This is a genomic window from Streptococcus sp. SO2 (genome assembly GCF_030440025.1).
The window spans coordinates 39,211-65,526 of record NZ_JAQFJH010000006.1; the positions used below are offsets into that span (position 1 = coordinate 39,211).

The following is a 26,316-nucleotide window of genomic DNA, read 5'->3' on the forward strand; positions in this document are numbered from 1 at the left end:
TGTTTTTGTTTTATTTTGTTTTTTTCTATTTGATTGTTTGAGCGTTTTATGGTAAGATAATAATAGTAGAAATCGAGGTGATAAGGATGCTAAAGCAAGAAAAACTAGATAGTATTCTAGAAGCAGTAAACACAAAAGGCACTATTACTGTAAAAGAGATTATGGAGAGTCTTGATGTGTCAGATATGACAGCTCGCCGCTATTTACAAGAATTGGCAGATAAGGATTTGCTGGTTCGTGTGCACGGTGGCGCTGAAAAACTTCGTACAGGTTCTCTCTTAAACAACGAACGCTCAAATGTTGAAAAACAAGGCTTGCAGATTGCTGAAAAACAAGAAATTAGCCGTTTTGCCGGCCATTTGATTGACGAAGGTGAAACTATTTTTATCGGGCCAGGAACAACCTTAGAATGTTTTGCTCGTGAACTCCCAATTGATAATATTCGTGTTGTAACAAACAGTCTTCCAGTTTTTCTAATCCTAAACGAACGAAAACTAACAGATTTGATCTTGATTGGCGGAAATTATCGCTCTATCACTGGTGCTTTTGTAGGGACACTTACCTTGCAAGATTTGACCAATCTTCAGTTTTCTAAAGCTTTTGTAAGCTGTAATGGTATTAAGGATAAGGCAATTGCTACTTTCAGTGAAGAAGAGGGCGAGGTACAACGAATCGCCTTGAACAATGCCAATAAAAAATACTTACTGGCAGACCACAGCAAGTTTAATAAGTTTGATTTTTACACTTTCTACAATATCTCAGAGATTGATACCATCGTTTCAGATGCCAAACTGAGTCAGGAGACATTTGAAGATCTGTCGAAACAAACAACCATTCTTTTATCAAAACCATAAAAATTCCCCTGCCTTTTGGCGGGGAATTTTTGTTGAATTTTAATCAATAAGTTGTGTCTCAGCTAGTTTCTTGTACCAGTGAGCCGATTTCTTTGGATAGCGCTCCTGGGTTTCAAAATCAACATAGAAGAGGCCATAACGCTTTTCATAGCCATTTGACCAAGAGAAGACATCCATCAGAGACCAGATAAAATAGCCTTTGACATTGGCTCCATCGGAGATTGCATCTGCAATCACTTCCATGTGTTTCTTAACGTAATCAATCCGTCCATCATCATAAACTGTCCCATCCACAAACTCATCTTTGTATCCAAGACCATTCTCAGTGATGTAGATTTTCTTGTAATTTGGGTAATCTTTCTTCACGCGCATGATTTGATCATACAAACCTTGAGGATAGATAATCCAGTCCCAATCCGTACGTGGTACATAGTCAGGCGCCACTCGGCGTCCAACTCCCTTAATCTGATATTTAGAGCTTCCTTTTTCACCCTTACCATTGTGAATGATTTCTGTTTCTCCATCAAAGGCTTGCATCCAATCACTCATATAGTAGTTAATACCAAGGAAGTCATTCAGGTCTTTTGCAGCTTCTAGCACAGCGAAGTCTTCTTCATGCAGATCTAAACTTCCACCATTGACTGCTAAGATATGATTGACACCTTCCATGGTTTCTTCGGAATATCGTCCTAGATAAGTCGCATCCAAAATAAATTTATTGTGAATGATATCTTCCAACTCAGCAGCGCGAACATCTGCTTGATTTTCAGGATCTAGAGGATATTTAGTAGGCAGGGCGTGAACCACACCAATTTCCCCTTTATAGCCTTTATCTTTATATAGCTTGACTGCACGCGCATGTGACACCATCATATTGTGATGAGATTGGAAGACTTTGGCAAGGTCGTACTGAATACCTGGAGGGAATTTCCCAACCAAGTATTGACCATCACCAATTGGCCCAATTTCATTAAAGGTTGTCCAATAGTTAACTTCAGGAAATTCTTCAAAACAGAAGGCTGCATAATCCACAAAGTGATCAATGTTTTCTCTATTCAGGAAATCTCCATTTGAATGAAGTGCTTCTGGCGTATCAAAGTGATGAAGAGTTACAAAGGGCTCAACATGCCGTTTGTGACATTCTGCAAATAGATTATGATAGAACTCAACCCCCTTGTCATTAACCTTCCCATAACCAGTTGGAAAGATACGTGACCAAGCGATTGAAATACGGATACCATTGACACCATACTCTTCTGCAAGTTTGAGGTCAACTGGGTATTTGTGATAGAAATCACTGGCTGGTTCAGCAGTGTACCAGTAGTTATCTTTGAGGTATTTGTCCCAGGCAACTGGTCCTTTACCATCAGTATTGGTCGCACCTTCTGCTTGATAGGCTGCTGTTGCCCCGCCAAAAATAAAGTCTTTTGGAAGTGTTTTTGTCATTTGATTCACCTTTCAAGAAATAGAAATGAGATGGAGATAGAGTTGGGAGGAATTCCTCCATCTCACTTCTTCGCTCTTTACCTTTTATTCTTCGAACTGCGCTTGAACAAAGGCAAGAGCACCTTTTCCATCGCGAGTCAATTTAATGTATTGCCCACCTTCTGTCTTGGCAAGTTTGATACCAAGTTTGTCGGTCTCTGCTTTCATATCTTCAAAGTTAGAAGCAACTTGAGGAGCAAGGATAACCAGATCAAACTCAGGCAACATTTCACGGTGAGCTCCATAGCCACCAGCTGCTGCTTTAACAGGAACCTTGTACTCTGCAGCTGCTTTGTTTAGAGCATTTGCAAGGAGACCACTTGTACCTCCTCCTGCACAGAGAACGAGAACATTAGTTTCTTCTGTAATTGTATTTTGAGATGCTTCTACACCTGCTTTTTCAAGAATAGCATCCGCTTTGGCAGTATTGAAGTTTGCAGCTACTTTTTCTTTCAATTCATCATTGGCTTTACCAGAACGCTCTTCTTCAAGAATTTGTTCATCATAAACCTTGAGGAATGGATAGTAGATAGCTACGTCTACAAGGATTAACAAAGCAGCAAGTAAAAATGACAAGAATTGGAAGTTTGTCCCGAGAACAATACCAAGCGGACCTGGTGTTGTCCAAGGAAGATTGGCAGTAAATGAGTTCATGCCAAGCGTTTCAATAAAGAATTTAAAGATCCATACGTTGGCAATTGGCGCAAAGATAAATGGAATAAAGAAGATTGGATTCAATACAAGCGGTGCACCAAACAAGATTGGTTCATTTACACCAAAGAAAGTTGGAACTACTGAAGCACGTCCGATTGCACGGTTTCGTTTCGATTTGGTCAACCACATGAACATGAATGGAACAACCAGTGTAGCACCAGTACCACCCATGGTAACGATAAACATTTGTGTTCCAGAAGTAAGGATCTTATCTGCGTGCATACCTTGTTGGAGAAGATTCAAGTTGACTTCAGCATTTGCATAGGTAATAGCTGCGATAGCAGGTTCGACGATTGAAGGACCGTGGATACCAACAAACCAGAAGAAGGCAAAGGCCCCAAAGATAATGGTAATACCTAGATATCCATCAGCGGCTGAGAATAATGGTGCAAAGAATTTACCGATTGATTCTGCAACGCTTGCACCAACAAAATGACGAGCTAGTAAATCAAGAGCATAAAGAGAAACAACAGATAGAGTGAATGGAATCACATCTTTAAAAACTTGTGAGATATTGGGTGGAACTTCGTCAGGCATACGAATGGTAACGTTATTCTTAACACAAACCTTATAGATTGCTACGGTAACAAAGGCAGCAAGAAATGCTGAAAGCAAACCTTTTGTTCCAAGGAAACCTGTTGCAAAGCCACCTTCAATTGGATCAGCTGCTAACATCAACAAACCGACAATCGCTGCCAAAAGAGTTGACATATAGTTGATTTGGTTGGTTTTTTCCATGCTGCGGTTTACTGAGTCGGTCAATGACTTAGCTGTTGTACCAGCTACCAAGAGAGCTAGAATCCCCATTGAATAGCTATAAGGTTTCATGAGGAGATTAACAACATCATCAGACCATTTAAAGCCCCATGAGTTAGGAACAAAGGCAATCAAGATAAAGATACTTGAGAAGAGAATAACAGGCATCCCTGCAATGAAACCATCACGGATAGCACGAAGGTAAATATTACGAGACAGTTTTTCAAAGAAAGGTTTCCCTTTCTCGATAAAAGCAATTAATTTATTCATTACTTAACTCCTCTCTTATAGAGTTCGATTAAATGGTGCATCAAATCTTTTAACAAGATAGTCGTCATCAAGTGGTCTTGGCCATGCATCATGGTCACACTATAAGCCAAATCCTCACCAGCTGCCTCCTTGGTCAATAGACTTGTTTGCGCGTGATGAGCCTCGGCGATACAGCCACCAGCTTCCTCAACTAAACTATCTGCTTTCGCAAAATCACCAGCTTCAGCAGCCTTTAAGGCTTCCAATAGTTTTGAACGAGCATCTCCAGCATAGGCTACGATTTCAAAACCTAACAATGTTACTTCTTCTCTATTCATGATAGAATCCTCCTTATATATTGTTTGATAAATCTTATGACAGTAAACGTTGTATATGTAGAACTAGATAAACTCGCTCACTCTTATACAAATCAAGACCCGTATGTTGCGTAATCACATCATAGATCTTGAAACCAATCTCGAACGCTTTTGGATAGGATTGTTTAATATGATCTTCCATATCCAGAAGTGATTGGTTATCATCTCTAGATCTGTCTAAATAATCCAAGAAATAATTCAAATGAATCATAAAACGATCATAGAAATGATTATTCTCTTTGGTTCGTTGAATTGCATAACCCTTTAGCACTTCTTCAACATTCCTGAGAATTTCTTTCCTCTTATCAATCGACTCAACCACTTGAACTTCGTTCTCCCCTTCGGCATTGATGAAATGATAAGCGATCCGAATAATTTCATCCTCAGGGAAATGATCTGTCAACTTCTGACGATAGATTTCAAAGGCTTCCTTTGCGATTTGAAAAGCGACAGGATACTTAGTGGAAATATCTGGCAGATTACTATCCTTGTACCTTCCTTGTGCTAGAGCTTGGTAAGAGCAGTAAATATGATCTGTCAAGGTTACGTAGAGATACTCTTGAATCGGATAATGATATTTCTTTGATAGCTTATCAATAATCTCATAGGTCACTGTGATAAAATCAAGCGGAACATCTTTGAGCAGAGCCATAAAATTTTCTCTGGACTCTTCTGTCTTCATCCGAAAGATTTTCTCAACTTGTTCTTCAGCAATCAAATCCCCCTTCTTTTTCCCAAATGCAATCCCCTTACCAATCACAATCACCTCTTCTCCTTTGTCATTTCTGACAAGCGAGACATTGTGATTCATTGGGTTTAGAATTCGATACATGTCAACCTCCTTTTATATCTTAAAGGTATATGAGTATAAAAAATGACCACAAATGAACTAGAAAATCCTTTGATTTCTAATTCACCTGTGATCATGCCTAATATTACTTAGTAACACTCACCTTGTATTAACTTGTGATTTAAGTATAGCACAAGTCGGTTTTTTTGTAAACCTTTACATTCAACTTTTTTTAAAATTTTTATTTAGATCAATGTTCCTAAGATTAGGGGGGGAAACTTATACACGTTCAGTCCATGAAGTTGCTGTTGTTTGAAGAACCTTGTTGAGTTCGTCAATGTTCTCAAATCCAGTTGTGCGTAGCCATTCACGAGCTGCTGCCTCACCGTCTTTGATGTAGGCTTCAACTGATCCAGCCCATGTAGCACGGCCACAAAGAACGCCGTTGAAGTTTGCACCTGATTCGTGGGCAAAGACAAGGGTTTCTTGGAAGAGTTTAGCTGACACACCTGCACTCAAGTAGATATATGGCAAGTTAGTCGCTTCATCTTGAGCTTTAAAGAAGGCTGCTGCTTCTTCACGTGTATGAACGATTTCACCATCACCAAATCCTTCAACGTATTTCACATTGACTGGAACTTCTACTTTCAAGACATCGATGTTAAAGCGTGGGTCTGAGAAGACTTTCATAGCACCGATAACCTTGTGTGGTTTTACTTTAGCGTATTCTGCAGAACCTGCGTCAGCGATTTTTTCATCGTAAGCCAAGATTTCAAGGAAGAATGGAATGTCCTCTGCCACACACTCAGAACCAATGCGTTCGATGTAGGCTTGTTTTTGTTGGTTGAGTTCGTCAGAGCTGTCTACGTCATAGTAAAGCAAGAATTTGACAGCATCCGCACCTTGTTCTTTGATGCGTTTGGCAGACCAAACATCTAAGCAGTCTGGCAAGCGTTTGGTGCTAGTTGTGTCGTATCCTGTTTTTTCATAAGCAAGGAGAAGACCAGCATTTGGTGCAAGAGCTTTTGTAGCTGGAAGACCATACTCTGGGTCAAGAAGCATAGAGGATGCGTATTTAGTCAATTCATCTGCTACCAATACTTTGAGTTCTTCCATTTGAGCGACTGTTGGCTCTTCTGTTTGGTATTGAGCCATAAGGCGTTTCAAAGCACCACGTTGGTCAAAGGCAAGAGCGGAGATAATGCCATTTTCATCTGAAAGTTTTTCTAAGCGTGCACGTTTTTGTTCTGTTAAAGCCATTTTATACCTCTTTTACTATTAATTGATCATATAAAGCTTGATAGTTGGCCATATTGACATGACCTGTCATCTTTTCTTGGGCATTGAGCATACCAAGGACATTGGCCTTGATGAGGAGTTCTTGATCAGATTCCTTATGAAGAAGACCTGATGAAATACCTGCAACAGTAGAATCTCCAGATCCGACAGGATTGACTACCTGAATTCTTGGAATATCTACTTTATAGAAAGTATCACCATGTTTTGCAAAAGCACCATTTGCACCAAGTGAAACGATAATCCACTCAATCCCTGCAAATAGAGGCTCTTGAAGAACTTCTTTTAATTCATCCAAATCCTCAGAAACTTCTTTCCCAAGAAGCTGAGACAATTCTTCGTTATTTGGTTTGATTACTGTTGGTTTATGTGGTGATTCAAGAACCTCCTGAAGGGCAGCACCTGAGCAATCCAGAACAACTGGTTTTCCTGCGCGATTAGCAAGTTCTACTAAGCTCGCATAGTAGTCAACTGGAAGGCCAGCTGGAAGACTACCTGAGATGGCTACTACTTCTACAGTGTCAAGAAGATTTTCGAAATGAGCCAAGAAATCTTGCCCTTCTTGTTCAAGAACTTCGGGACCTTTTTCAAGGATTTCTGTTTGGTTTTCACCGTGTAGAATAGCGATACAGTTACGAGTCTCTCCTTGAATGGAGAAGAAACGTTTCGTTACTTTATCGTCAATATGCTCTACTAAAAACTCACCAAGTTTACCACCGACCAAACCAGTAGCAGCAACAGAATCACCAAATTCTGAAAGAACTCGTGTAACATTGAGACCTTTACCACCAGCTGTCTTGGTCACGTCCACCACACGGTTGACAGTGTCAATTTTTAATTCATCCAAAGGATAAGAAATATCAATGGATGGATTCATTGTGACTGTTAAAATCATGCGTCACCTCTTAGTCGTGGTATTCACCGCGATCCCATTTTTCAAGGAATTCTGTAAAGAAGTTTGCATCTGCTTGATGAGCATTGTGAGTTTCAACGTGCTCAATTTTCGCAATCAATTTTTTGTTTTCTTCTGATGGTTTGTATTCAGCATTGATGAAAGCTTCAATGATGTCGCACATGAGCAATTCACCAGTGATTTTACCACCAAAACCAATAACGTTGGCATTCAATTGTTCTTTTGCATAAAGAGCTGTTGTCATATCACGAACCAAGGCAGAACGAACTCCTGGGACTTTGTTTACAGCGTTGTTGATCCCAACACCAGTACCACAGATACATACTCCAAGATCAGCTTGACCGCTTGTAACGGCTTCACCAACTTTTTTACCAAAGATTGGGTAGTGAGTACGTGTGTGGTCATAGGTACCAAAGTCGATGACTTCATATCCTTTTGATTTCAAAAATTCTGAAACCGCCATTTTTTCATCTGTTACGATGTGGTCACATCCAATTGCAATTCTCATTAGTTATTCCCTCCGATTAATTATATAAATCTAATATCATTTATCCTTACTCAATAAAAATCAAGATTAGCTTAGGAAGCGAGCTGCAAGCATAACTGAGGTTAGCTAAAGTGAGCTGACAACAGATTATCTTGATTTTTGAAGAGTATTAGCACATTTTGTTCAACATATCGACCCTAATTTGGTGACGACCACCATCGTATTTGCCGTTAACAAATCCTTTAGCAATGTTTTTAGCCAATTCATCACCAACAAGTTGTGCACCCATAGTGATCATACGTGAGTTGTTGTGACCACGAGTCATATAAGCTGAACGTTCGTCAGATACTTCTGCAGCAACCATTCCTTTGATTTTTGTTGCAACCATGAAAGGACCAGCACCATAAGCATCAATCACGATACCAAGGTTTTGTTCTTCTTTGTTTACTTCTGCAGCAACAGCAAGAGTCACATCAACAAAGTCTTGACCTTCAGCTGTAACATCCACAACGTGGAAGTTTTCTTTTTCCAAGAAGTCTTTCACAACTTCTTTCAATCTCAAACCTGCAGCATCTGCACCGATAACAATAGACATATTGTATACTCCTTTTTATTATTCTAGGCTAGTAAAGACTTTTATAGTTAGCAGTTTACCTACAAAAGACTTTCTAGCAGTTTATTGACAAATTTGATTGAATAAGCTGTTCGATAGCTTATCCAAGTCCAGGAAATCAAGTTCCTAGAAACAAACTTTCTCCTCGAAAGAGAATATAACAAGTGATTATTTGTTTGTTACAAACATCATTTGTTGCTTACAAACATAATATACTCCTATTTATAGAAAAAGTCAACAGTAAATGTTTGTTTTTATAGTTTTTAATCTAAAATATTTCAATATCAAAGCCAATCTGATCTACTTGACCAGGTTCTAGGAGACGAACATTCTTCTTATCTTCTAGATGATCTCCTTCTTCAAGAGATGTTGACAAGCCAGACCAAGGTTCAAAGGCAATGAAAGGTCCCTTATTCAAAGTTGACCAAATGATGAGATTTGAAAACTCTTGGAAGTGTACTTTTAATCCCTTCTCATGTTTACGAGAACGAAGGGCAATTGTTCTGGATTGCAACTCATCCAAAGTCACTGCATCAACACTAAACAGATCGTAACTGAGATCCACTTCCTTTTGCGAATCCAACCATGGACTTCTATCTTGAAAGTCTAACATGCCAGTTTCTGGGAAAGGACGGGGAACAGAGCAAGTCTCTTCTTTCTCAAACTCTAAATAGTAATCTTCATAAGTTTCGCCATCTAACAGAGGACAATTAAATCCTGGATGTCCTCCTATAAAGAATGGCATTACTTTATTAGTTTCTCTATTGAAGACTTTGTATTGAGTACGGACAGTCTTGCCAGTCACTAGATAAGTGATTTCAAGGCGGAAATGATAAGGATAGTTTTGATAAGTATTCTCATCATCTTCGATAGCAAAAGTAACACTGTTTTCTGTATGTTCAACTAAGTCAAATTCTTTTTTACGGACCAAACCATGACGAGGAATGTTTCCTTTCGTCTCTGTTCCATCTGCGTGACTGTAGAAGGCTGTATCTTCTCTTAAAGAGCCACAGATTGGAAAAAGTACTGGCGCTTGTCCACTCCAGTAAGTGGCATCTCCTTGCCACAGATACTCAATGCCTTCTCGATCCTTGATCGACGACAAGGCGCCACCTAAGGTTTTAAACTGGACCGTTAACTGATCTGATTTTATTTCAATTACCATAATATTCTCCAACTATTTTTAGATCTTTATATAAAAACTAGGTTGCCACTCCCAATGTAGGAAATTAACAACCTAGTTTTCACAATTTACATTTTATAGGAGCGAATTATTTAGCATTTGCTGCGTATTCTTCGTTACGTTTGATCATTTGTTTTCTATACCAAGCAAAGATACCTACATAGAATACAAGGAAGACTGCTGCACCAAGGATTGCTTTGATATCACCTGTTGTAGCATTACCGATTGCCCAACCAAATAGTTTTTCAATTGGTCCTTCAAGAGTTGAGTGGGTAATCAATTGAGTTTGGCTCACACCTTCTGGGAAGGCACCTACACCTTTAGCAAGTTCAGTTGCAAATGGAGCGATAAGAGTACCAGAAAGAAGGAAGAGAGGCAACAAGAGTGTTCCGAAGATAATCATACGGAGCAATTTACCACGTGTAACAACCAAGAGAGCTGGAGTCACACCCATAGCGATGATACCTGCAAGTGGCAAGATACCATTACCGACGTTTGAAAGAAGCACAGCTTCTACTAGCATGATTGGAGCAAGTACGTTAGCACAAGCCCAGATTTCAGCGCGACCAGCGATGAAAGGCCAGTCAAGACCGATGTTGAATTTACGTCCTTGAAGACGTTTAGTAGCAACGTTTGTAATACCTTGTGAGAGTGGTTCTACGGCTGCGATGAACCATGATCCGATAAGTGAGAAGAGTTCCAAAGCTACACCGGCAGTCAAACCAAGGCTCAACCAACCTTTAATAACAAGTTCCCATTTATCAGCTCCTTCTACTCCAGCAACTGGGTGTGGAGTCCCCATCAAACCAATAACAATACCAAGGATGAAACCGATAAAGAATTTAGATCCCCAGAAACCGATTTTTTTGTTCAATTTTGCAGCGTCAAAGTCATATTTATCGAGACCAGGCAATACTTTATCAAAGATTTTATCCAAGACCATGATAACTGGGTTCATCATGTAGTTCATGTGAGTTGAAGTCATTGGTGATGAACTTGGTGCATTAAGAAGGTCGTCGAAAGTTGGTTTCATCAAATCAGAGTTGATGATTTTCAAAATACCTACAAGGACAACTGCTGCAGTTGCGATGAAGAGTGAAACCCCTTGGCTAACTCCATTGTTGTCTGCGTACCATTTGATCAAAAGACCAGTGATTGACAAGTGCCAGATATCGAAGATATCGACGTCAAGTGTATCTGTTTTCTTCATTGCAAGCATCACAATGTTGACAATCAACATTACAAGCAAGAAGTAAAGTGTCCATGCAGATCCCCAAGTGATGGTTGCAAGTGGTGCCCAACCAACGTCAGTGATGTTCAATTGAATACCAGTATTTTCAACGAATTTTGCAAGTGATGCTGAGAAAGCTCCGTTGAGCATACCGATGATAGCACCGATACCAGTAAGGGCGATGGCAAGTTTGATACCACCTTCAAGCGCTTTGGAGAATTTCACTCCAAATAGTAAAGCCAATACTGTCAAGATGATCAGCATGATGATAGGACCACCCATTTCCAAGACTGGCTTGAAAATCTTATTGGCTAGTTCGATAATGACATCCATAATAGTTCCTCCCGTTTTTTTAGTTATATGAATGTTAACAAGATAAAGAATAAATTAGCTTAGTCCGTGTTCTTTGATAGCTGCTTCAATATTGTCAAATACTGGAGCGCTCATCGCTGGAATACGGAACAAGATTGGTCCAGCTTCAATTACTGGAATACCAGGTTCAAAACCAAGGTCAGTTGCAGCGATTGGTGTAAAGATATCGTAGCCCTTGATAAGGTCTTCGTTTACATCTTTCACCATGACTGCATCACAGTGAACATCATAACCACGGTTTGAAAGTTCTTCTTCTAGAGCACTTTTAATTTGGTGACTTGAGTTAACACCTGCACCGCAGGCAGCAAGAATTTTAATCATTTGGATTTCCTCCGATTTTATTTTTTAATAGACAAGATTAAGCGGTTGCTTCAGCAATGTAAGCATAAAGTTTTTCTGGTTCGGAAATTTTTGATAGATCTTCCAGATGTCCATTTCCTGTGAAAAAGTCCATCAACTGAGCCAGAATATTTGTTTGACTTGAACTTGAGTTGTTAATGATAAAGAAGAGTAGGGATACTTCTACTTCCTTATCAGGAGCAATCATATTGTGAAAAGTTACTGGTTTTTCTAATCGAACAACCACTACTTTCTCAGCTAGATTATGAACAATATCTGTATGAGGAATCGCAACATTTGGCAAGTCCTTACCTAGAAATTCCATATCTAAGCCAGTTGGAAATGACTTTTCACGCGTGATCAAGGCTTCACGATAAGTTGGAGTGACAATTTCTCGTTCTTCCAACAAGCTTGCTACCTGATCAAAGAGTTGTTCTTGATTATCCGCTTCTAAGCAAAACACCAGGTTTTTGTCAAAGAAATGATCTAATCCCATAACATTTTCCCTTCTTTCAATTATCTTTTATGTAATAAGTATAACACTATATGAAATCGTTGTCAATAATTTTTGTTTTATTTTGTTCATTTTTTTGTAATTTTTGTTTCATTTAAAGAATACAATCAATATCAAACATTCTTGTTATAAAATACACAAAAAAAGAAGGCCCAAGCCTTCTTCTATTTCCTTACTCAATAGTAGATAAAATCTCTTCTAATTTATGGTAATCTTTTACACTATCAATTTCATAGATGCTATTTCCTTCTAATTCTTCGACATAGACATCCAATTCTTTGATATTATCCTTAACCATGTTGTCCCAGTAGAGATCAACAAATTCACCACTTTCGTAAGCTTTGTCAATAAAGCCAACAATCTTCTCAGCAGTTGGTGCATCCCAGAATGATACTCCGCTCAGAATGCGACCAGCCTTGCTATCAACAATAATGTCTTGAACCTTGTAGTCATCACCATAAACTAAGAACCACTCGTTGGTACAGTCTTCGCGATAAACACTGAAATAGGTAGAACGTTTAAGATCGTTTCGAAACATATTTTTGAAAAGATAGTTATCTGCATCGATGACATAGCTGTTAGCCAAATCTTCTTTTACTAGATAAAGTGAGTAAAAGTTATTGTAATCAGCATACTTGTCGTTAAAGACTAAACGGACACCATATTTTTCTTTTAGGTAGTCAAATTGTTCTTTGAGGTAACCGACAACGATAATAATCTCATCAATTCCTCTCTCTTTCAAAAACTCAATTTGGTATTCTACCAAGGGTTTTTGATTAACCTTAACCAAAGCTTTTGGGGTATTTTCAGTCATAGGGCGTAGACGAGTTCCTAAGCCTGCTGCCAAAATAATCGCTTTCACACGAATCTCCTTTATTCTTTAATAATAATATAAACACCAGCCATAACAATAAGTGAAGTGATAATTGTCAGCATATCTAGCGGTGCACCCAAGAAAATAACTGCAAATAAGACAGTCCAGACTACATAGCTCACATTCAAACCTGTCGCTTTTGCAGGTTGCAAACGATTAATGGCGATATAATAAGCTAAGTAGGAAATCATATTAAAGGCCGCAAAGACAAGCAAGAGGCCTAGTAACTGCCCATCTGCCACTTCTGCAAATGAATGGTGAGAAAAGAGCACAATCACAAGATAGGATAAGAATGAGGTTACTTGTCGAATTAACAAGGCTTCAATTTCACTTAAATCACTTTCCATAGCATAGGAGCTGAGAACACTTTCACTCCCCCAGGCAATGGCACAGATAAGGGCACAAAGAATCCCAATGTAAAACGAGTTAACTTGTTCAACCTTGTAGGTTTGAGCAATGATCGCTGCAATAATCAAGAAAACACCGAATACTGTATTCTTTGAAACCTTGTGTTTCAAAATGAAGAAGGCGAGCAAAACTGAAACTGCTGGGTAAATAGCGGATACAGATGAAGCTAGTGAACTACCGATATATTTAACCGCATAAAGATTGGCCTGCATACCTATAGGTCCTGCTAGTAAAGCACCGATTATAACACTCACATTTCGAATATTTAAGAAAATCGAAAGACGAACTTTTCTTTCTTTTACCAAAAGAAAAGCTAACAAGATAAAGATACTCAAGAAATCATGAGCAGCAGCCACCACAAAAGGTGAAAGATTTGTAAAAATAGAAAAGATATAAGCACTAATCGTTAGACCTAATCCCCAGAAAATTCCAGAGAGCAGACCAAAGGAAACACCATTTTTATTCTTCATCCTAACCTCCATAATAAGTCAAACCTTTGACAGCTCTTTGGTAACGGTTGATACCATAATCTCCAAAATCAGCTCCTTGAGCTTCTTTGTACACTGTCCACAAACTCCAGATAGTATCTTGCAAGATTTTATAGATACGAATCTTCTCACGTGATACAGGCGTTTTGTCACTTTCATAGTAGGAAAGGAAATCATCTTCCTCTTGCTTTGTAAATTCAGACTCTAAGAAAAGAGCTGCCAAATCCCACATCGGGTCATTCATAGAAGAGTATTCCCAGTCAATCAAATACAAACGACCTTGTGGTGACTCGATAAAGTTTTCTGGTACCAAATCGATGTGACAGGACTTTCTATCAACACCCAAATCAGCCAATCTCTTTTCTAGTGAAAATACATCTTTTCTTACAGCTTCATAGTTTTCATAAGGGATAGGTCCCTCAATCAAGGATTCATATTTGCTGATTTCCTCAAAAGGAGCAAATTCTCCTCTTAATTCTTTCCCTGAAGCGTGGATGATTTGTAAAATTGGTGCAATCTTTTCAAACTTGGACTTAATTGATGTTGAATCAAGAGTTACTGCTGATTCGATGTACTCATTTACTTTAATCCCTGACTCAATATCAAAGAGATAATTTTTGACATCTAAATCTAAATCCTCTAAAAGTTCAAGATTGTACTTTTCATTTTGACGATTGATGAGTTTTTCAGTCCCTTTACCAAAAAATTTCACAATATACTGTTTGTTGGTTGTTTTAACCAAATAGTTTTGGTTGGTCATGCCTCCCAACTGTTCAACACTGAGTACTTCCTCTTCATCAGATAGTAAAGAAGAAATTTTTTCTTTGATGAGTTTCTCCACAATTAACCTCCATCTTCTACACTTCCCACTTAAATACTGTTTTGAAAGCAGTATTTAGGTCTGTAGCAAAGACACGGTGAATGTCCTTGATTTCTCTCACTGGTTCTTCAACATAAAGAATATTTTTCAGACGATTCGCAAACTTCTTGACTTCCATCATTTGAATAGCCTTCTCAAAATCGACGCGTCCTGAACGAGATGAGCCTACTAATAACAATCCTTTTTCCAAAGCATCTCGTGTATTGATATTAACCTTGTATTCACTCACTCCCATCATGAGAATCGTTCCCTGTGGACGAATATAGCGAATCAAGTCATTGATAGCTGGGCCTGTACCATCGCCACCGCAACACTCAAACCCATGATCAAAGGTCAAATCCTCTGGGATATTATCAGTAATATAGCACTCTTTTGCAAAAGAGAAGAGCTCTAGTTTTTCCCAATGGCGACCAAAGACGATAATCTCTGCTTCTGGCAAGGTATAATTGATAATATTTGCAACCACAAAGGCCAAACTACCATCTCCGATAACAGCAATGCGCTCTCGCTTACTATGACCAAGATGCAAGAAACGATCCATGGCATGCATACCAACACTCACAAACTCAGTAATGGCTGCAACTGTGTCCTCAATGTCATTATAAGACACAACACGATCTTTTGGAAGAGAGACAAATTCTCTCATAAAGCCATCATAACCACTTGATAGGAAGTAGGTTCCGGTCATGTAGTTCTCGTAGAACTCCTTGTCACTCTGCATAGGCGGTTGATTGGGAATCATAACTACCTTTTGACCGACTTCATAAGTCCCAGTCGGATCTGAAATAACAGTTCCACAAGACTCATGAATCATGGCCATAGGAAGTTTATTAGCCAATATCTTTGGATCACGCTTCCCTTGATAGTAACGTTGATCCGCATGACAAACCGCCATATAATTTGGACGAATCAGGATATGATTCTCCTGATCAATATCCTCTTCTTGATATTTTACATTGATAAACTTTGGTTTGGTCAGTTGATAAATTTGATTAATCATAGCCTTAGTCTTTCTCAATCATGCTTTTCGCGATTTTCAAGTCTGTCACCGTTGTGATTTTAAGGTTTGAATATTCCCCTTTAGCTAGAGCAACATCCTTTCCTTTGATAACAAAAATTTTACATGCATCCGTCAGGATTTCCTTTTCTTGATCAGATAGGGAACCATACAAATCCATGAAATCCTTGCAACGGAATGTCTGAGGTGTTTGACCTTGATAGAGGTGAGCACGATTTGGAATATCCGTGATAAACTGACCATTTGTACTTTCAACAATGGTATCAACCGCTTCTACTACTGTGTCAACCGCATCATGATCTTGAGCAAGTTTGATATTGTCCTGAATCATGCGAAGTGTGATAAAAGGACGAACAGAGTCGTGGGTAACCACGATATCTTCTAGAGTGATTGGACGATAGGCATTAATGGCTTCTATAATCTTCTCGATACTGGTATTGCGATCAGCCCCACCTTTGGTAATGATGATGCGATCCTTGTGGAGAGAAAGATACTTGTCAACTAGGTCCTCAGCGTGTGACACCCAGTCTCCATGAACTCCAACTACAATTTTTTCAATACTTGGTTCTAAGACGAATTTTTCAATTGTGTGGATCAAAATAGGTCGATCACCCAACTCCAAGAATTGTTTTGGTAAATTACTGATTCCCATGCGTGTGCCAGTTCCTCCGGCTAGGATTCCTGCATAGATCATTTATATTCTCCTTTAGTTTATTCTAAAAAACTCATTACTATCTATTATATCACAATCTGCCTCCATCATGAAAAAAAGACAGAGCGTCATTTAGTCTAATCAACACACCATTTAAGGTAAAAAGTGAACAATGTGTTACTAAATCCAGAAAGACCATAACAAATTAAGAAATAAAAATAGGTTATCCTCTATATTATCCGTCCAACGTTCGGTTAATATAGAGTTCTTTAGAATATAATAGAAACCTTAAAGAAAGCTTAAATGAAATTTTTTGTTTAGCAAAGAATACTAGGTGTGCATAGTAAATTTCTTAAAAGTTGTTTGAGAGACTCATTATAAAAGGTTATATATCTCATGAATTAAACAAATAATAGACTTTTGCTCCTAAAATTGATAAAATAAAAAAGAAAATAATAGAAAAAGGAAACTGTAAACCGCCATGATGAACATGCAAAACATGATGCGCCAAGCACAAAAACTTCAAAAACAAATGGAACAAAGCCAAGCAGAACTCGCTGCCATAGAATTTGTTGGAAAATCAGCTCAGGACCTTGTCCAAGCAACTTTTACTGGAGACAAAAAAGTTGTCAGCATTGACTTCAACCCAGCAGTTGTAGATCCAGAAGATCTCGAAACACTTTCTGACATGACTGCGCAAGCAATTAACGCTGCTCTTGAACAAATTGATGAAACGACTAAGAAGAAACTAGGTGCTTTCGCTGGAAAATTGCCTTTCTAATCCACAAAAAAAGAGAAACATCTGTTTCTCTTTTTTTCTTAGAAATCAAAGAATTCCATTGCTTTCTTTAAGAGTAATTCCGTATATTCCGGATCGTCTTGAGCCATTGTGACTTGTGACTGGACCATTTCAAGATCATCCGTTATCATGCCATCTGCGCCGAGGCGAACTGCTTTATCAAATGCCTCCGAACCATTTACGGTCCAAACATAGAGTCTCTGATCAGTTGTCCAGAGTTTATTGACAAAGTATTCATCCAAAGTTGAGTACTCCATAGTATAACCCGTTGCCTTGGTTCTTGGGAAGATACTGTTATAGGGGAGAATGAAGTAAACTGGAATTTCAGAATCATAAGTCAACACTTTATCAATCACATGGTAGTCTAGTGATTGCATCTGATGTCCATATTTCTTGATAGTCGCTCCATACTTTTCGAGGAAATGGTCCATCATTTGCGGACTATCTTTTTTACTGGTCTTAATCTCAATCAGCAATTTTTGGTTTAAAGCATTTGCACGCTCTAAATAGGCATCAAAGCTTGAAATCTTTGTTTGATAACCATTCTCGTAAATATCTGTATTTGTTAATTCATCCAGAGTCAAATCTTGCGGTGTAGCATTAATACCTGTTAAATTTTTGAGGTTAGCATCGTGCATCATCACGAACTGACCGTCTTTCGTTTCCTGCACATCCATTTCTATAAGATCTGGTTTTAGTTGAGCTGTTTTTTCTAAAGACTGCACAGTATTTTGAACACCGTTTTTATTACTTACTCCTCTGTGCGAAATCACTAAAGGTGTATTGGTATCCGGAGATTCCAGATAAACGTATCCTTCTATGGCAAAGATGATGCTTGCACACCCCATGACACCCCATCTCATCAGATGATCTTTCTTTCGCCTTGGCATAATCTCTAGCTCTTCTCCTGTAAGGAAGGAAACAAACTTCACTAGGAAATAAGTCAGGGTCATGTAATGGAAATTTTTAATCAAGACAAAATTAATCACACCGAGAATCAAGGATTCTTTTTGAGTTAGATTATCCATCACTGCTTGCGCAAAAAGCAAGGGAATTAACAAACCAAAGAAGAAGAGATACGTTTTTATGATAATGAGTAAGAGATGCCAAGAGAAGAAAAGGACATTTTTCTTTGTCTTTTGGAGACTATATTTCACACTTTCTCTTACGGTCTTTCTTTCAAAGAGAATCTTAGGAAGGGCAAACATAAATCGGACAGAGATGTAGAGAAAGATCCAAGCGGATGCTATGATCATCAGACCTACCAGCCAATGCTTACCTTCCCAATAATTCACGATAAAATCAGGGATAATAATCTTGTTGAGGTAGTAGATTTTTAAAATCTTACGGATGAACGGGAAAAGCAAAGCAATGTAAAAAAAGACAAAGGCCATCTTACAAAAGCTCAATCGCTTAACGAATAGAAAGCTCTGGTGAAATACTTTTCTACTGTACTCAATTAAAGTTCTCTTTTCATGATAGAGAAGGTGACGAGCTCCTATAAACAAAAGACAAATCTGGAAATAGGCAACCAGGAGATTGATTGCAATTAAGATGAGAAAGGCTAAACTGATAAAAGGCGAGCCTTGTATAATCGCCCAAAAGTTATTGTAGGAGATAAACAAATAACCGGTTTGTCTCAGAAGGATGCCAGCAATCCATGAATTTAATGGTAGCCAGACAAACTCAACCATCATAAATATCAAGAAAAATAGAAATAAAATCTTATCTAGGTTATAGTATATCTTCCTAAAACCTAGCTTTTTAGGTTTTTCAGGTTTCATAAGCACTCCTAGTCTAAAAATTGGGATAAATCTAAGCCACCAAAAGGATTATTCATAGAAAAACTACTCTGGTCTTCTATTAATAGCTTTCCTTCATCTGATTCCAAAAAAGCTTCGTAAACACGCGCCGTCATGCGGGCATCCTCTAAACTGTTATGAGACTTCCCGTGAAAGCCTAAAAAATTCGCTACAGTTTGCAATTTAAGATTGGCTATGCCGTGTAGATCAGAACTACGGCGTTCAAAAGCCTCCTCATATAGATCAACCTTATACTGGTCACGATAATCAATACCATGCTCCAAGAGAATAGGTAAATCACTCTTAGCTGCATTGTAACCAACGATAGGTATGTCGCCAACAAATGCCTGAAAGTCCTTTAAAACTTGTTCTACTTTTGGCGCATCTTTCAAGGTTTCAGCTGTGATTCCAGTCAAACCATTGATAAAACTCTTCAATGGGGCTGTAGTATGAACATAAGAGTCAAAAGCAGCACATTCTTGCCCATCTTGAAAATGGACTGCTGATACTTGAATTAAATGGGTAACCCCCTCGTGTTGGTTGAATTCCAAATCAAAGGCGATATAATCTCTTAATTTTTCCATTATTTACCTCAATTACTACCCAAACTAAACTATAAATAATAAAAGAAGCCATTAGGTTAGTGAGTAACCCAAACAGCTTCTTTATTTTCCTCCAAAAAGGCGAGCAAAAAAGCCTTTTTTGGTTGCTTGGACTTCTTCTTTTGCTTGGTCCAACTCGAGTTTCAAGGTTTCTTGATCCTTCATGGCTTGAAGAGTTAACTGTTGCTGTTGGTCCAACTGTTTGTCCTTTTCAGCAATCTGTCGGTCTTTGATTCGCATCTGTTCATCTTTTTCTGATAACTGCCGGTCTTTGGCCTTGAGCTGCTCGTACAAGCGAAGAATTTCAGCGTTTTTCTCATCGACCAAGATTTCCATCAGTTCACGTTGTTTGACATCATCACTGACTGGTTCATCTTCAAAAATTGTTTTTTTGTAGATTTCTTCTAGCTTGATCAAGCCACTTCGAGTAACTACAGTTACACCTTTGTCATTTTTTTTCGTGTCCTCTTCTGGAAGTTCTTTGACACGATTGTTGATTGCTTGACGAGATAGTCCTAAGACCTCTGCAATCTCACTGACGGTCATTTCAATACTCATAATATCCTCTGAAACGTTTTCTAGCTTTTCTTTATTTAAATCTTATCATAAGCTAGATAAACTGTCAAATTTCCGCTTAATCTAAGGCCTTTAAAAAGGCTAGTAAGACTTGGGCAGAACGACGTCCAGCTTCAATGATAAACTCATCGAATGAGATAGAGGCCTCGTGATTGGCATTGTCACTCATAGCTCGAATGACTAGGAAAGGTAAGCCAAGAGCCTGAGCTGCCTGAGCAATGGCTGCACCCTCCATCTCAACAGCTAGAACATCTGGGAAGTGGGATTTGATACTAGCAATCTTATCATCTCCAGCTATAAAACTGTCCCCTGTAGCAATCAAGCCTAGGTGCCAGGTCTGTTCTAACTGAGATAAGTTTTCTTTAATCCTAGCGATAAACTTCTTATCAGATTCAAAGTAAAGAGGCTGACCAGCCATCTGACCATAAGCGTAGCCAAAAGCAGTCACATCCACATCATGATAAGCCAACTTATCCGCAATCACTAGATCTCCAACAGCAATCCCTTCAGCAAGAGCACCTGCTGATCCTGTATTGATGATAGCTTCTACCTGAAAATGGTCAGCTAACACTGCTACACTCATAGCCGACATGACCTTTCCAATCCCACTCTGAACTAGAACGACTTCTGTATTGCCAACAGAGCCAGTGTAGTAAGTATTTCCTAAGACTTGGACTTCTTTAGGTTTTTCCAAATTCTGAGTCAAATATACGAGTTCTTCTGGCATGGCAGCAATGATTCCAATTTTCATTTCAAGTCCTTTCAATTACAAGAGTTTCATCGCTAAAATTAACAAAATCAAAAGTAGGATGACTGCAAACAAGATACGATTGAGTTTCGAATTAAAAACATTTCTCTTGGTATTCTCAATGCGGCGACTCTTATGAATCGTTGGCTCTACTTCGATTGTTAAGGTATCTTGACTAAAACCGTGGTCTGTAGAACGTGAATAACCAAAATGTTGTGAAGACGTTGGTAGGATCTTTGTTTCCTCATCATCTTGAAGAGGTGGTCCTGATATTTTCTCACCACGGTTGGCACGTTCAATCATTTCGTCTGTTAATAAAGGTTTTCCCATGGGTTGCTCCTCTATTTCTTTTGTAGTTCCCAGTACTGAATCGCCATAATGGTCTTGGCATCACAGATATGACCTGACTGGATCAGGTTCTTGGCTTCCTCTAGGCTTACTTCTAAAACTTCCAAAGTTTCATCATCATCTTGTGGGCGAGGATTTTCCTCCTTGACCAAATCACTAGCGAGGTAGAGTTTTAGTTTTTCATTACAAAATCCAATCGCAGAATAGAAATCGTACAACAGTTCTAACTTAGCTGTGTAGGCAACTTCTTCTTCCAATTCACGAAGGGCCGCCGCCATTGGATCAGCATTTTCACCAAGTTCTAGTTTACCAGCAGGAATCTCATAAGAAATCGCCTCGATTGCCTTTCGGTATTGCTTAACGAGAACGATTTTGTCCTCAGCTGTCACAGCTAGTACACAAACAGCTCCATTGTGAAAAATCAAGTCACGTTGGGCAGTCCCCTTTCCTTCTGGTAGCTCCACCTGGTCTTGTACTAGTTTGAAAATAGGACCTTGATAGATTTCCTTCCGACTAATCGTTTTTTCTTCAAATTCCATGACAGACTCCTACTGGTTCTTTGGATGATGAGGGAGGCGAGTCGCATATTCATCTTTGTTGACCTGACGTCCACGGCCGATAGCAATGGCATCAGCAGGAACATTCTTGGTAATGGTTGAACCTGCTCCAACTAGAGAATTATCCCCAAGTTCTACAGGAGCAATAATAGTTGAGTTTGAGCCAACAAAGACATTATTGCCAATGACAGTTTTGTATTTGTTTTTACCATCGTAGTTGACTGTAATAGTTCCTGCACCAAAATTAACGTTGCTACCCACTTCACAGTTTCCAATATAAGTCAAATGACCCGCCTTGGTATTTTCACCGATTGAAGATCCTTTTACTTCAACAAAATTTCCAATGTGAACTTGAGCAGCCAGACTTGAACCTGGTCGGATATGGGCATAAGGACCTACAGTCACGCCATCTGCAACCGTACTTTCCTCAATCATGGAATTCGTAATCACAGCTCCAGCTCCGATAGTGCTATCCACTACGTAAGTACCGTTTGTCAAAACAGTCTCAGCACCAATCTTCGTTTGACCTTTCAAGGTAACATTAGCTTCGATTTGGACTTCGGGAGCAATCTCAACATCAATGTCGATGTAAGTTGCTTCCGGATTGACAAAACTAACACCATTAACCATGTGCTTTTGATTGATGCGGCGACGCATAACTGCTTCTGCAGTAGCAAGAGCTACACGGTCATTTACACCAAGGCTTTCATCAAAATCCTTGAGAGTATAGGCCCCAACCTTTTCACCAGCATTACGGAAAATACCAATCACGTCAGTAATATAGTACTCACCTTGGGCATTGTTGGTGTTGATGTTTTTAAGAGCCTCAAAAAGACGTTCATTGTCAAATACATAAGTTCCTGTATTGATTTCCTTAATTTGCTTTTCAAAGTCTGTGGCATCTTTTTGCTCAACAATACGAAGAACTTCTGCATTATCGTTACGGACAATTCGACCGTATCCAAAAGGATTTGCTGCTTCAGCTGTCAAGATCGTCGCAACATTTTTGTGATTGATATGGAAATCCAAGAGATTTTTCAAGCTTTCACCTGTAATCAGAGGAGTATCCCCAGCAATAACCAAGGTGTGGCCAGTACGATTTTGGAGAATAGGCTCTGCCATCATGACAGCATGCCCAGTTCCTAGTTGTTCTGTTTGGGTAACAAAGTCCGTCTGACCGGCTAATACTTGCTCAACTAGCTCTGCCTTGTGACCAACTACAGTAACTGTTTTTTCAGGTTGAATAGCACCAACACTACGAAAAACATGTTCCAACATCGAAATTCCAGCTACTTTATGAAGTACCTTTGGAAGATCTGATTTCATGCGAGTACCTTTACCCGCTGCTAGAATAATGGCATAATTTGACATAATCTTCTCTTTTCTCTAGAAATTCCCTTATATTATACCATAATTTAGTTTCTTAGGAGTAAACAAACAGAGAAATAGGGAAAAGACGCCCATATATTCACTTTTTCCGATGTTTTCTTTGATTTTTTTATCTATTTACGTTAAACTATTTAAATATGAGAAAAAAGATTCATCCAGCTATTATTTTTACTTTATTTACTATATTTATAGCTATTTTGATCCTCAATAGACCAACTTATGAAGACCATCCTGTCAAATCAAAACCCAATGCAGTCCAGGTTGAAAATCGGGCCTTGCATAATCTTGACAAACCTATTATTGACGTCTCTGGCTGGCAAATACCTGAGGAAATCAACTACGATACCTTATCTCAAAATATTTCTGGTGTTATTGTTCGCGTCCACAATGGGGGTCAGCATACTGAAACAAATAATGCCGCCTATGTCAATGGTGTCGATAAAGCCTATATAAATCATATTTCAGAATTTCAAAAGCGGAATGTTCCAGTTGCTGTTTATGCCTATCTAGCAGGTACTAGTAAGGAAGAAATGGAAAAAGCTGCTGAGGTTTTCTACAATGCTGCTTCTCCATACAACCCTAGTTACTATTGGCTCGATGTTGAAGAAAAAACAATGTCCGATATGAACGAAGGTGTTGAAGCTTTTAGGGCTAAACTAGAAGCCCTTGGCGCCAAAAATATCGGAATTTACATCGGTGTTTATTTCATGCAAGAGCATAGTATCAATACAGATAAGTTCTCTGCTGTCTGGATTCCATCTTATGGAACGAATTCAGGTTACTTTGAAACCACGCCTAATACTGATTTAGACTATGACCTCCATCAGTATACTTCAAAAGGAAGAATTGCTGGATTTGAGCATCATTTAGATATTAATCTCATTTCTACCTTGAAGGAAAAAGAAGAAACCTTCAGAAAACTATTTTTAAGACCATAAAACAAGTGAAAATTGCTCTCTTTTTCACTTGTTTTTTCATTTTCTTCTCGTCTGTGTTATAATTGATAGAATAGAGAAAGAATTTTATGAAATTGAGGATTTTATGATGTTTTCATGGATTGCAAGAGTTATTAAAGGAATCGTCATCGCCTTAGGATTTATCCTACCTGGAATTTCTGGTGGTGTTTTAGCAGCTATTTTGGGAATTTACGAGCGAATGATTAGCTTTCTGGCTCATCCCTTTAAGGATTTTAAAGAGAATGTCCTATACTTTATCCCAGTAGCAATCGGGATGTTGCTAGGCATTGGTTTGTTTTCTTATCCAATTGAGTATCTGCTAGAAAATTACCAAGTCTATGTTTTATGGAGTTTTGCTGGAGCTATCATCGGTACAGTTCCTAGCCTCCTTAAAGAATCTACTCGAGAATCTGATCGCGATAAGATTGACCTAGTCTGGTTCTGGACTACCTTTATCCTTTCAGGTGTCGGGCTCTACGCGCTAAACTTTGTTGTTGGTTCTCTCAGTGCTAGTTTCGCTAGTTTCATCTTAGCGGGTGCTCTTTTAGCGCTTGGTGTCTTGGTGCCTGGTTTAAGTCCGTCAAATCTACTCTTGATTTTAGGACTGTACGCTCCAATGCTCACTGGTTTTAAGACCTTTGATTTATTTGGTACTTTCCTTCCTATCGGAATTGGTGCAGGTGCAACCCTCATCATTTTTTCAAAATTAATGGACCACGCCTTGAACAACTACCACTCGCGTGTTTATCACTTCATCATTGGGATTGTGCTATCAAGCACCCTCTTAATTTTGATTCCAAATGCTGGAAATGCTGAAAGTATCCAATACACTGGACTTTCTATTGTGAGTTATGTTCTCATTGCCTTCTTCTTTGCGCTTGGAATTTGGCTTGGTATCTGGATGAGTCAATTGGAGGATAAGTATAAATAATGGCAAAGAAAGTTAAGATAAAAAAAACCTTGGTCGAACAAATCTTGACCAAGGCGGGTATTGACCATACTGGTATTCAGATCAATGCGCTTGAGGGTGAACTTCCTTCAGAATATGATCGAACTCACATCTTTAAAACCTTGGCTCTATTAGGGGACAAAACAGGCCCAATCATCGGAATCGTTCCCATAACAGAACACCTCGCTGAGAAAAAACTAGCAAAGGTTTCTGGTAATAAAAAAGTGAGCATGATTCCTCAAAAAGATCTGGAAAAAACGACAGGCTATATTCATGGGGCTAATAACCCCGTCGGCATTCGCCAAAAACACAATTATCCTATTTTTATTGATCAGACTGCTTTGGATTTAGACAAAATGATTGTCTCTGCTGGAGAAGTCGGGCATAGTATCATCATCCGACCTCAAGACTTAGCCAGCTTTGTAAAAGCGGACTTTGCTGATATCTTGGAGGAAAACAACTGATGAAACTCTATTTTGTCCGTCATGGTCGGACTGTCTGGAATCTTGAAGGACGTTTTCAAGGTGCTAGTGGCGACTCTCCCCTTCTTTCAGAGTCCATTGACATCCTAAAACAACTTGGGCAGTATCTCAATGAAATTCATTTTGATACGATTTATTCTAGTGATTTACCCAGAGCAGTTAAGTCTGCTGAAATAATCCAAAGTCAACTCCAGGCTCCTTGTCCTTTAAAAAGCATTCCTGACCTACGTGAATGGCAACTTGGCAAACTAGAGGGATTAAAAATTGCTACGCTCAATGCCATCTACCCACAACAAATCAAGGCCTTTCGCTCTAATCTGGCTCAGTTTGATACGAAGATGTTTGAAGCTGAGTCCCTCTACTCTACGACTCAGCGAACCATTCAGTTTATCAAATCTCTGAAAGAAAGTCCGGCTGAAAACATTCTGATTGTCGGGCATGGGGCCAATCTCACTGCTAGCCTTCGTACACTTATAGGCTATAAAGAGGCTCACCTCCGCAAAGAAGGAGGCTTGGCCAATGCTAGTCTGACAGTTTTAGAGACCGATGATTTTGAAACCTTCACTCTAGAAAGATGGAATGACACTTCCTATCAAAGAAAATAATGGAACTTGA

Annotated in this window: 30 protein-coding genes; 6 read left to right on the forward strand and 24 right to left on the reverse strand. The window is 38.9% G+C overall.

Annotated elements, in window-relative coordinates:
- Positions 1-86 precede the first annotated feature (86 nt).
- Complete coding sequence (locus PCY17_RS07055; protein ID WP_000917584.1) at positions 87-854, forward strand: DeoR/GlpR family DNA-binding transcription regulator; 768 nt, start codon at positions 87-89, stop codon at positions 852-854.
- 39 nt (positions 855-893) lie between these two features.
- On the opposite strand, the gene lacG is transcribed toward PCY17_RS07055, so the two are convergent.
- The 17 genes from lacG to PCY17_RS07140 form a co-directional block, all read right to left on the reverse strand.
- Positions 894-2,300, reverse strand: coding sequence for a 6-phospho-beta-galactosidase (lacG, locus tag PCY17_RS07060; protein ID WP_301392275.1), 1,407 nt, complete (start codon positions 2,298-2,300; stop codon positions 894-896).
- An 84-nt stretch (positions 2,301-2,384) separates the two neighbouring features.
- Positions 2,385-4,079, reverse strand: coding sequence for a lactose-specific PTS transporter subunit EIIC (locus tag PCY17_RS07065; protein ID WP_301392276.1), 1,695 nt, complete (start codon positions 4,077-4,079; stop codon positions 2,385-2,387).
- Positions 4,079-4,396, reverse strand: a complete 318-nt coding sequence (locus PCY17_RS07070) for a PTS lactose/cellobiose transporter subunit IIA (RefSeq protein WP_001078319.1) — start codon at positions 4,394-4,396, stop codon at positions 4,079-4,081. The genes PCY17_RS07065 and PCY17_RS07070 overlap by 1 nt, the downstream gene beginning before the upstream one ends.
- Before the next feature lie 34 nt (positions 4,397-4,430).
- Complete coding sequence (locus PCY17_RS07075; RefSeq protein ID WP_301392277.1) at positions 4,431-5,267, reverse strand: transcription antiterminator; 837 nt, start codon at positions 5,265-5,267, stop codon at positions 4,431-4,433.
- Between the two features lie 237 nt (positions 5,268-5,504).
- Positions 5,505-6,485 (reverse strand): tagatose-bisphosphate aldolase, encoded by a 981-nt coding sequence (gene lacD / locus PCY17_RS07080; RefSeq protein WP_001229123.1) that lies wholly within the window; start codon positions 6,483-6,485, stop codon positions 5,505-5,507.
- A 1-nt stretch (position 6,486) separates the two neighbouring features.
- Positions 6,487-7,416, reverse strand: coding sequence for a tagatose-6-phosphate kinase (locus PCY17_RS07085; protein ID WP_125854051.1), 930 nt, complete (start codon positions 7,414-7,416; stop codon positions 6,487-6,489).
- 10 nt (positions 7,417-7,426) lie between these two features.
- Positions 7,427-7,942: a galactose-6-phosphate isomerase subunit LacB gene (gene lacB, locus PCY17_RS07090; RefSeq protein WP_001216921.1), complete on the reverse strand. Its 516-nt coding sequence runs from the start codon at positions 7,940-7,942 to the stop codon at positions 7,427-7,429.
- Between the two features lie 148 nt (positions 7,943-8,090).
- Complete coding sequence (gene lacA, locus PCY17_RS07095; protein WP_000029277.1) at positions 8,091-8,516, reverse strand: galactose-6-phosphate isomerase subunit LacA; 426 nt, start codon at positions 8,514-8,516, stop codon at positions 8,091-8,093.
- A 286-nt stretch (positions 8,517-8,802) separates the two neighbouring features.
- Positions 8,803-9,699 carry an aldose 1-epimerase family protein gene (locus tag PCY17_RS07100; protein ID WP_216732563.1) on the reverse strand — a complete coding sequence of 299 codons (897 nt, stop codon included), beginning with the start codon at positions 9,697-9,699 and terminating at the stop codon, positions 8,803-8,805.
- Positions 9,700-9,805: 106 nt separating this feature from the next.
- Positions 9,806-11,281: a PTS galactitol transporter subunit IIC gene (locus PCY17_RS07105; RefSeq protein ID WP_000382508.1), complete on the reverse strand. Its 1,476-nt coding sequence runs from the start codon at positions 11,279-11,281 to the stop codon at positions 9,806-9,808.
- A 54-nt stretch (positions 11,282-11,335) separates the two neighbouring features.
- A complete protein-coding gene (locus tag PCY17_RS07110; protein WP_000590551.1) occupies positions 11,336-11,641 on the reverse strand; it encodes a PTS sugar transporter subunit IIB in 306 nt (101 codons plus the stop codon).
- Between the two features lie 37 nt (positions 11,642-11,678).
- Positions 11,679-12,155 carry a PTS sugar transporter subunit IIA gene (locus PCY17_RS07115; protein WP_000521979.1) on the reverse strand — a complete coding sequence of 159 codons (477 nt, stop codon included), beginning with the start codon at positions 12,153-12,155 and terminating at the stop codon, positions 11,679-11,681.
- A 190-nt stretch (positions 12,156-12,345) separates the two neighbouring features.
- Positions 12,346-13,035, reverse strand: coding sequence for a sugar phosphate nucleotidyltransferase (locus PCY17_RS07120; protein ID WP_000643950.1), 690 nt, complete (start codon positions 13,033-13,035; stop codon positions 12,346-12,348).
- 11 nt (positions 13,036-13,046) lie between these two features.
- Positions 13,047-13,925 (reverse strand): DMT family transporter, encoded by an 879-nt coding sequence (locus PCY17_RS07125; RefSeq protein ID WP_000791843.1) that lies wholly within the window; start codon positions 13,923-13,925, stop codon positions 13,047-13,049.
- 1 nt (position 13,926) lies between these two features.
- Positions 13,927-14,784, reverse strand: a complete 858-nt coding sequence (locus PCY17_RS07130) for a phosphotransferase family protein (protein WP_301392278.1) — start codon at positions 14,782-14,784, stop codon at positions 13,927-13,929.
- A 16-nt stretch (positions 14,785-14,800) separates the two neighbouring features.
- A complete protein-coding gene (locus PCY17_RS07135; protein WP_044020846.1) occupies positions 14,801-15,823 on the reverse strand; it encodes a ribitol-5-phosphate dehydrogenase in 1,023 nt (340 codons plus the stop codon).
- A 4-nt stretch (positions 15,824-15,827) separates the two neighbouring features.
- Positions 15,828-16,535: a 2-C-methyl-D-erythritol 4-phosphate cytidylyltransferase gene (locus tag PCY17_RS07140; protein ID WP_000638515.1), complete on the reverse strand. Its 708-nt coding sequence runs from the start codon at positions 16,533-16,535 to the stop codon at positions 15,828-15,830.
- 439 nt (positions 16,536-16,974) lie between these two features.
- Here PCY17_RS07140 and PCY17_RS07145 point away from each other — a divergent pair, with 439 nt between their 5' ends.
- Positions 16,975-17,274 (forward strand): YbaB/EbfC family nucleoid-associated protein, encoded by a 300-nt coding sequence (locus tag PCY17_RS07145; protein ID WP_247942815.1) that lies wholly within the window; start codon positions 16,975-16,977, stop codon positions 17,272-17,274.
- A gap of 38 nt (positions 17,275-17,312) precedes the next feature.
- On the opposite strand, the gene PCY17_RS07150 is transcribed toward PCY17_RS07145, so the two are convergent.
- The 7 genes from PCY17_RS07150 to glmU form a co-directional block, all read right to left on the reverse strand.
- Positions 17,313-19,076, reverse strand: coding sequence for a glycerophosphoryl diester phosphodiesterase membrane domain-containing protein (locus tag PCY17_RS07150; protein WP_000801702.1), 1,764 nt, complete (start codon positions 19,074-19,076; stop codon positions 17,313-17,315).
- 8 nt (positions 19,077-19,084) lie between these two features.
- Positions 19,085-19,678: a 3'-5' exonuclease gene (locus PCY17_RS07155; RefSeq protein ID WP_049518603.1), complete on the reverse strand. Its 594-nt coding sequence runs from the start codon at positions 19,676-19,678 to the stop codon at positions 19,085-19,087.
- Positions 19,679-19,759: 81 nt separating this feature from the next.
- Positions 19,760-20,254 (reverse strand): chromosome segregation protein RocS, encoded by a 495-nt coding sequence (gene rocS / locus PCY17_RS07160; RefSeq protein WP_000021252.1) that lies wholly within the window; start codon positions 20,252-20,254, stop codon positions 19,760-19,762.
- A gap of 76 nt (positions 20,255-20,330) precedes the next feature.
- Complete coding sequence (locus PCY17_RS07165) at positions 20,331-21,023, reverse strand: 5'-methylthioadenosine/adenosylhomocysteine nucleosidase (protein WP_009013464.1); 693 nt, start codon at positions 21,021-21,023, stop codon at positions 20,331-20,333.
- A 15-nt stretch (positions 21,024-21,038) separates the two neighbouring features.
- A complete protein-coding gene (macP, locus tag PCY17_RS07170; protein ID WP_000517875.1) occupies positions 21,039-21,350 on the reverse strand; it encodes a cell wall synthase accessory phosphoprotein MacP in 312 nt (103 codons plus the stop codon).
- Positions 21,351-21,361: 11 nt separating this feature from the next.
- Positions 21,362-21,907: an NUDIX hydrolase gene (locus tag PCY17_RS07175; protein WP_000393792.1), complete on the reverse strand. Its 546-nt coding sequence runs from the start codon at positions 21,905-21,907 to the stop codon at positions 21,362-21,364.
- Positions 21,908-21,916: 9 nt separating this feature from the next.
- Positions 21,917-23,296: a bifunctional UDP-N-acetylglucosamine diphosphorylase/glucosamine-1-phosphate N-acetyltransferase GlmU gene (glmU, locus tag PCY17_RS07180; RefSeq protein ID WP_268711313.1), complete on the reverse strand. Its 1,380-nt coding sequence runs from the start codon at positions 23,294-23,296 to the stop codon at positions 21,917-21,919.
- 155 nt (positions 23,297-23,451) lie between these two features.
- On the opposite strand from glmU, the gene PCY17_RS07185 reads away from it, so the two are divergent.
- From PCY17_RS07185 to PCY17_RS07200, 4 genes are all read left to right on the forward strand, one after another.
- Complete coding sequence (locus tag PCY17_RS07185; RefSeq protein ID WP_095726064.1) at positions 23,452-24,252, forward strand: glycoside hydrolase family 25 protein; 801 nt, start codon at positions 23,452-23,454, stop codon at positions 24,250-24,252.
- Between the two features lie 106 nt (positions 24,253-24,358).
- The gene (locus tag PCY17_RS07190; protein WP_049479426.1) at positions 24,359-25,201 is read left to right on the forward strand and encodes a DUF368 domain-containing protein; all 843 of its coding nucleotides are present in this window, start codon (positions 24,359-24,361) and stop codon (positions 25,199-25,201) included.
- Complete coding sequence (locus tag PCY17_RS07195; protein ID WP_049479415.1) at positions 25,201-25,683, forward strand: aminoacyl-tRNA deacylase; 483 nt, start codon at positions 25,201-25,203, stop codon at positions 25,681-25,683. The genes PCY17_RS07190 and PCY17_RS07195 overlap by 1 nt, the downstream gene beginning before the upstream one ends.
- Entirely contained in the window at positions 25,683-26,306 is a 624-nt protein-coding gene (locus tag PCY17_RS07200) for a histidine phosphatase family protein (RefSeq protein ID WP_049479414.1), read from the forward strand. Before PCY17_RS07195 ends, PCY17_RS07200 begins: the two co-directional genes overlap by 1 nt.
- Positions 26,307-26,316 lie beyond the last annotated feature (10 nt).

Coding starts and splice junctions, on each gene's coding strand:
- PCY17_RS07055 (WP_000917584.1), top strand. CDS start 87: ATGCTAAAGCAAGAAAAACTAGATAGTATTCTAGAAGCAGTAAACACA.
- glmU (WP_268711313.1), bottom strand. CDS start 23,296: ATGTCAAATTATGCCATTATTCTAGCAGCGGGTAAAGGTACTCGCATG.
- lacA (WP_000029277.1), bottom strand. CDS start 8,516: ATGTCTATTGTTATCGGTGCAGATGCTGCAGGTTTGAGATTGAAAGAA.
- PCY17_RS07145 (WP_247942815.1), top strand. CDS start 16,975: ATGATGAACATGCAAAACATGATGCGCCAAGCACAAAAACTTCAAAAA.
- PCY17_RS07100 (WP_216732563.1), bottom strand. CDS start 9,699: ATGGTAATTGAAATAAAATCAGATCAGTTAACGGTCCAGTTTAAAACC.
- PCY17_RS07115 (WP_000521979.1), bottom strand. CDS start 12,155: ATGGGATTAGATCATTTCTTTGACAAAAACCTGGTGTTTTGCTTAGAA.
- PCY17_RS07190 (WP_049479426.1), top strand. CDS start 24,359: ATGTTTTCATGGATTGCAAGAGTTATTAAAGGAATCGTCATCGCCTTA.
- rocS (WP_000021252.1), bottom strand. CDS start 20,254: ATGAGTATTGAAATGACCGTCAGTGAGATTGCAGAGGTCTTAGGACTA.
- PCY17_RS07085 (WP_125854051.1), bottom strand. CDS start 7,416: ATGATTTTAACAGTCACAATGAATCCATCCATTGATATTTCTTATCCT.
- PCY17_RS07150 (WP_000801702.1), bottom strand. CDS start 19,076: ATGAAACCTGAAAAACCTAAAAAGCTAGGTTTTAGGAAGATATACTAT.
- PCY17_RS07075 (WP_301392277.1), bottom strand. CDS start 5,267: ATGTATCGAATTCTAAACCCAATGAATCACAATGTCTCGCTTGTCAGA.
- PCY17_RS07195 (WP_049479415.1), top strand. CDS start 25,201: ATGGCAAAGAAAGTTAAGATAAAAAAAACCTTGGTCGAACAAATCTTG.
- PCY17_RS07155 (WP_049518603.1), bottom strand. CDS start 19,678: ATGGAAAAATTAAGAGATTATATCGCCTTTGATTTGGAATTCAACCAA.
- lacB (WP_001216921.1), bottom strand. CDS start 7,942: ATGAGAATTGCAATTGGATGTGACCACATCGTAACAGATGAAAAAATG.
- macP (WP_000517875.1), bottom strand. CDS start 21,350: ATGGGAAAACCTTTATTAACAGACGAAATGATTGAACGTGCCAACCGT.
- PCY17_RS07105 (WP_000382508.1), bottom strand. CDS start 11,281: ATGGATGTCATTATCGAACTAGCCAATAAGATTTTCAAGCCAGTCTTG.
- PCY17_RS07200 (WP_049479414.1), top strand. CDS start 25,683: ATGAAACTCTATTTTGTCCGTCATGGTCGGACTGTCTGGAATCTTGAA.
- lacG (WP_301392275.1), bottom strand. CDS start 2,300: ATGACAAAAACACTTCCAAAAGACTTTATTTTTGGCGGGGCAACAGCA.
- lacD (WP_001229123.1), bottom strand. CDS start 6,485: ATGGCTTTAACAGAACAAAAACGTGCACGCTTAGAAAAACTTTCAGAT.
- PCY17_RS07110 (WP_000590551.1), bottom strand. CDS start 11,641: ATGATTAAAATTCTTGCTGCCTGCGGTGCAGGTGTTAACTCAAGTCAC.
- PCY17_RS07065 (WP_301392276.1), bottom strand. CDS start 4,079: ATGAATAAATTAATTGCTTTTATCGAGAAAGGGAAACCTTTCTTTGAA.
- PCY17_RS07070 (WP_001078319.1), bottom strand. CDS start 4,396: ATGAATAGAGAAGAAGTAACATTGTTAGGTTTTGAAATCGTAGCCTAT.
- PCY17_RS07135 (WP_044020846.1), bottom strand. CDS start 15,823: ATGATTAATCAAATTTATCAACTGACCAAACCAAAGTTTATCAATGTA.
- PCY17_RS07175 (WP_000393792.1), bottom strand. CDS start 21,907: ATGGAATTTGAAGAAAAAACGATTAGTCGGAAGGAAATCTATCAAGGT.
- PCY17_RS07140 (WP_000638515.1), bottom strand. CDS start 16,535: ATGATCTATGCAGGAATCCTAGCCGGAGGAACTGGCACACGCATGGGA.
- PCY17_RS07185 (WP_095726064.1), top strand. CDS start 23,452: ATGAGAAAAAAGATTCATCCAGCTATTATTTTTACTTTATTTACTATA.
- PCY17_RS07125 (WP_000791843.1), bottom strand. CDS start 13,925: ATGAAGAATAAAAATGGTGTTTCCTTTGGTCTGCTCTCTGGAATTTTC.
- PCY17_RS07165 (WP_009013464.1), bottom strand. CDS start 21,023: ATGAAAATTGGAATCATTGCTGCCATGCCAGAAGAACTCGTATATTTG.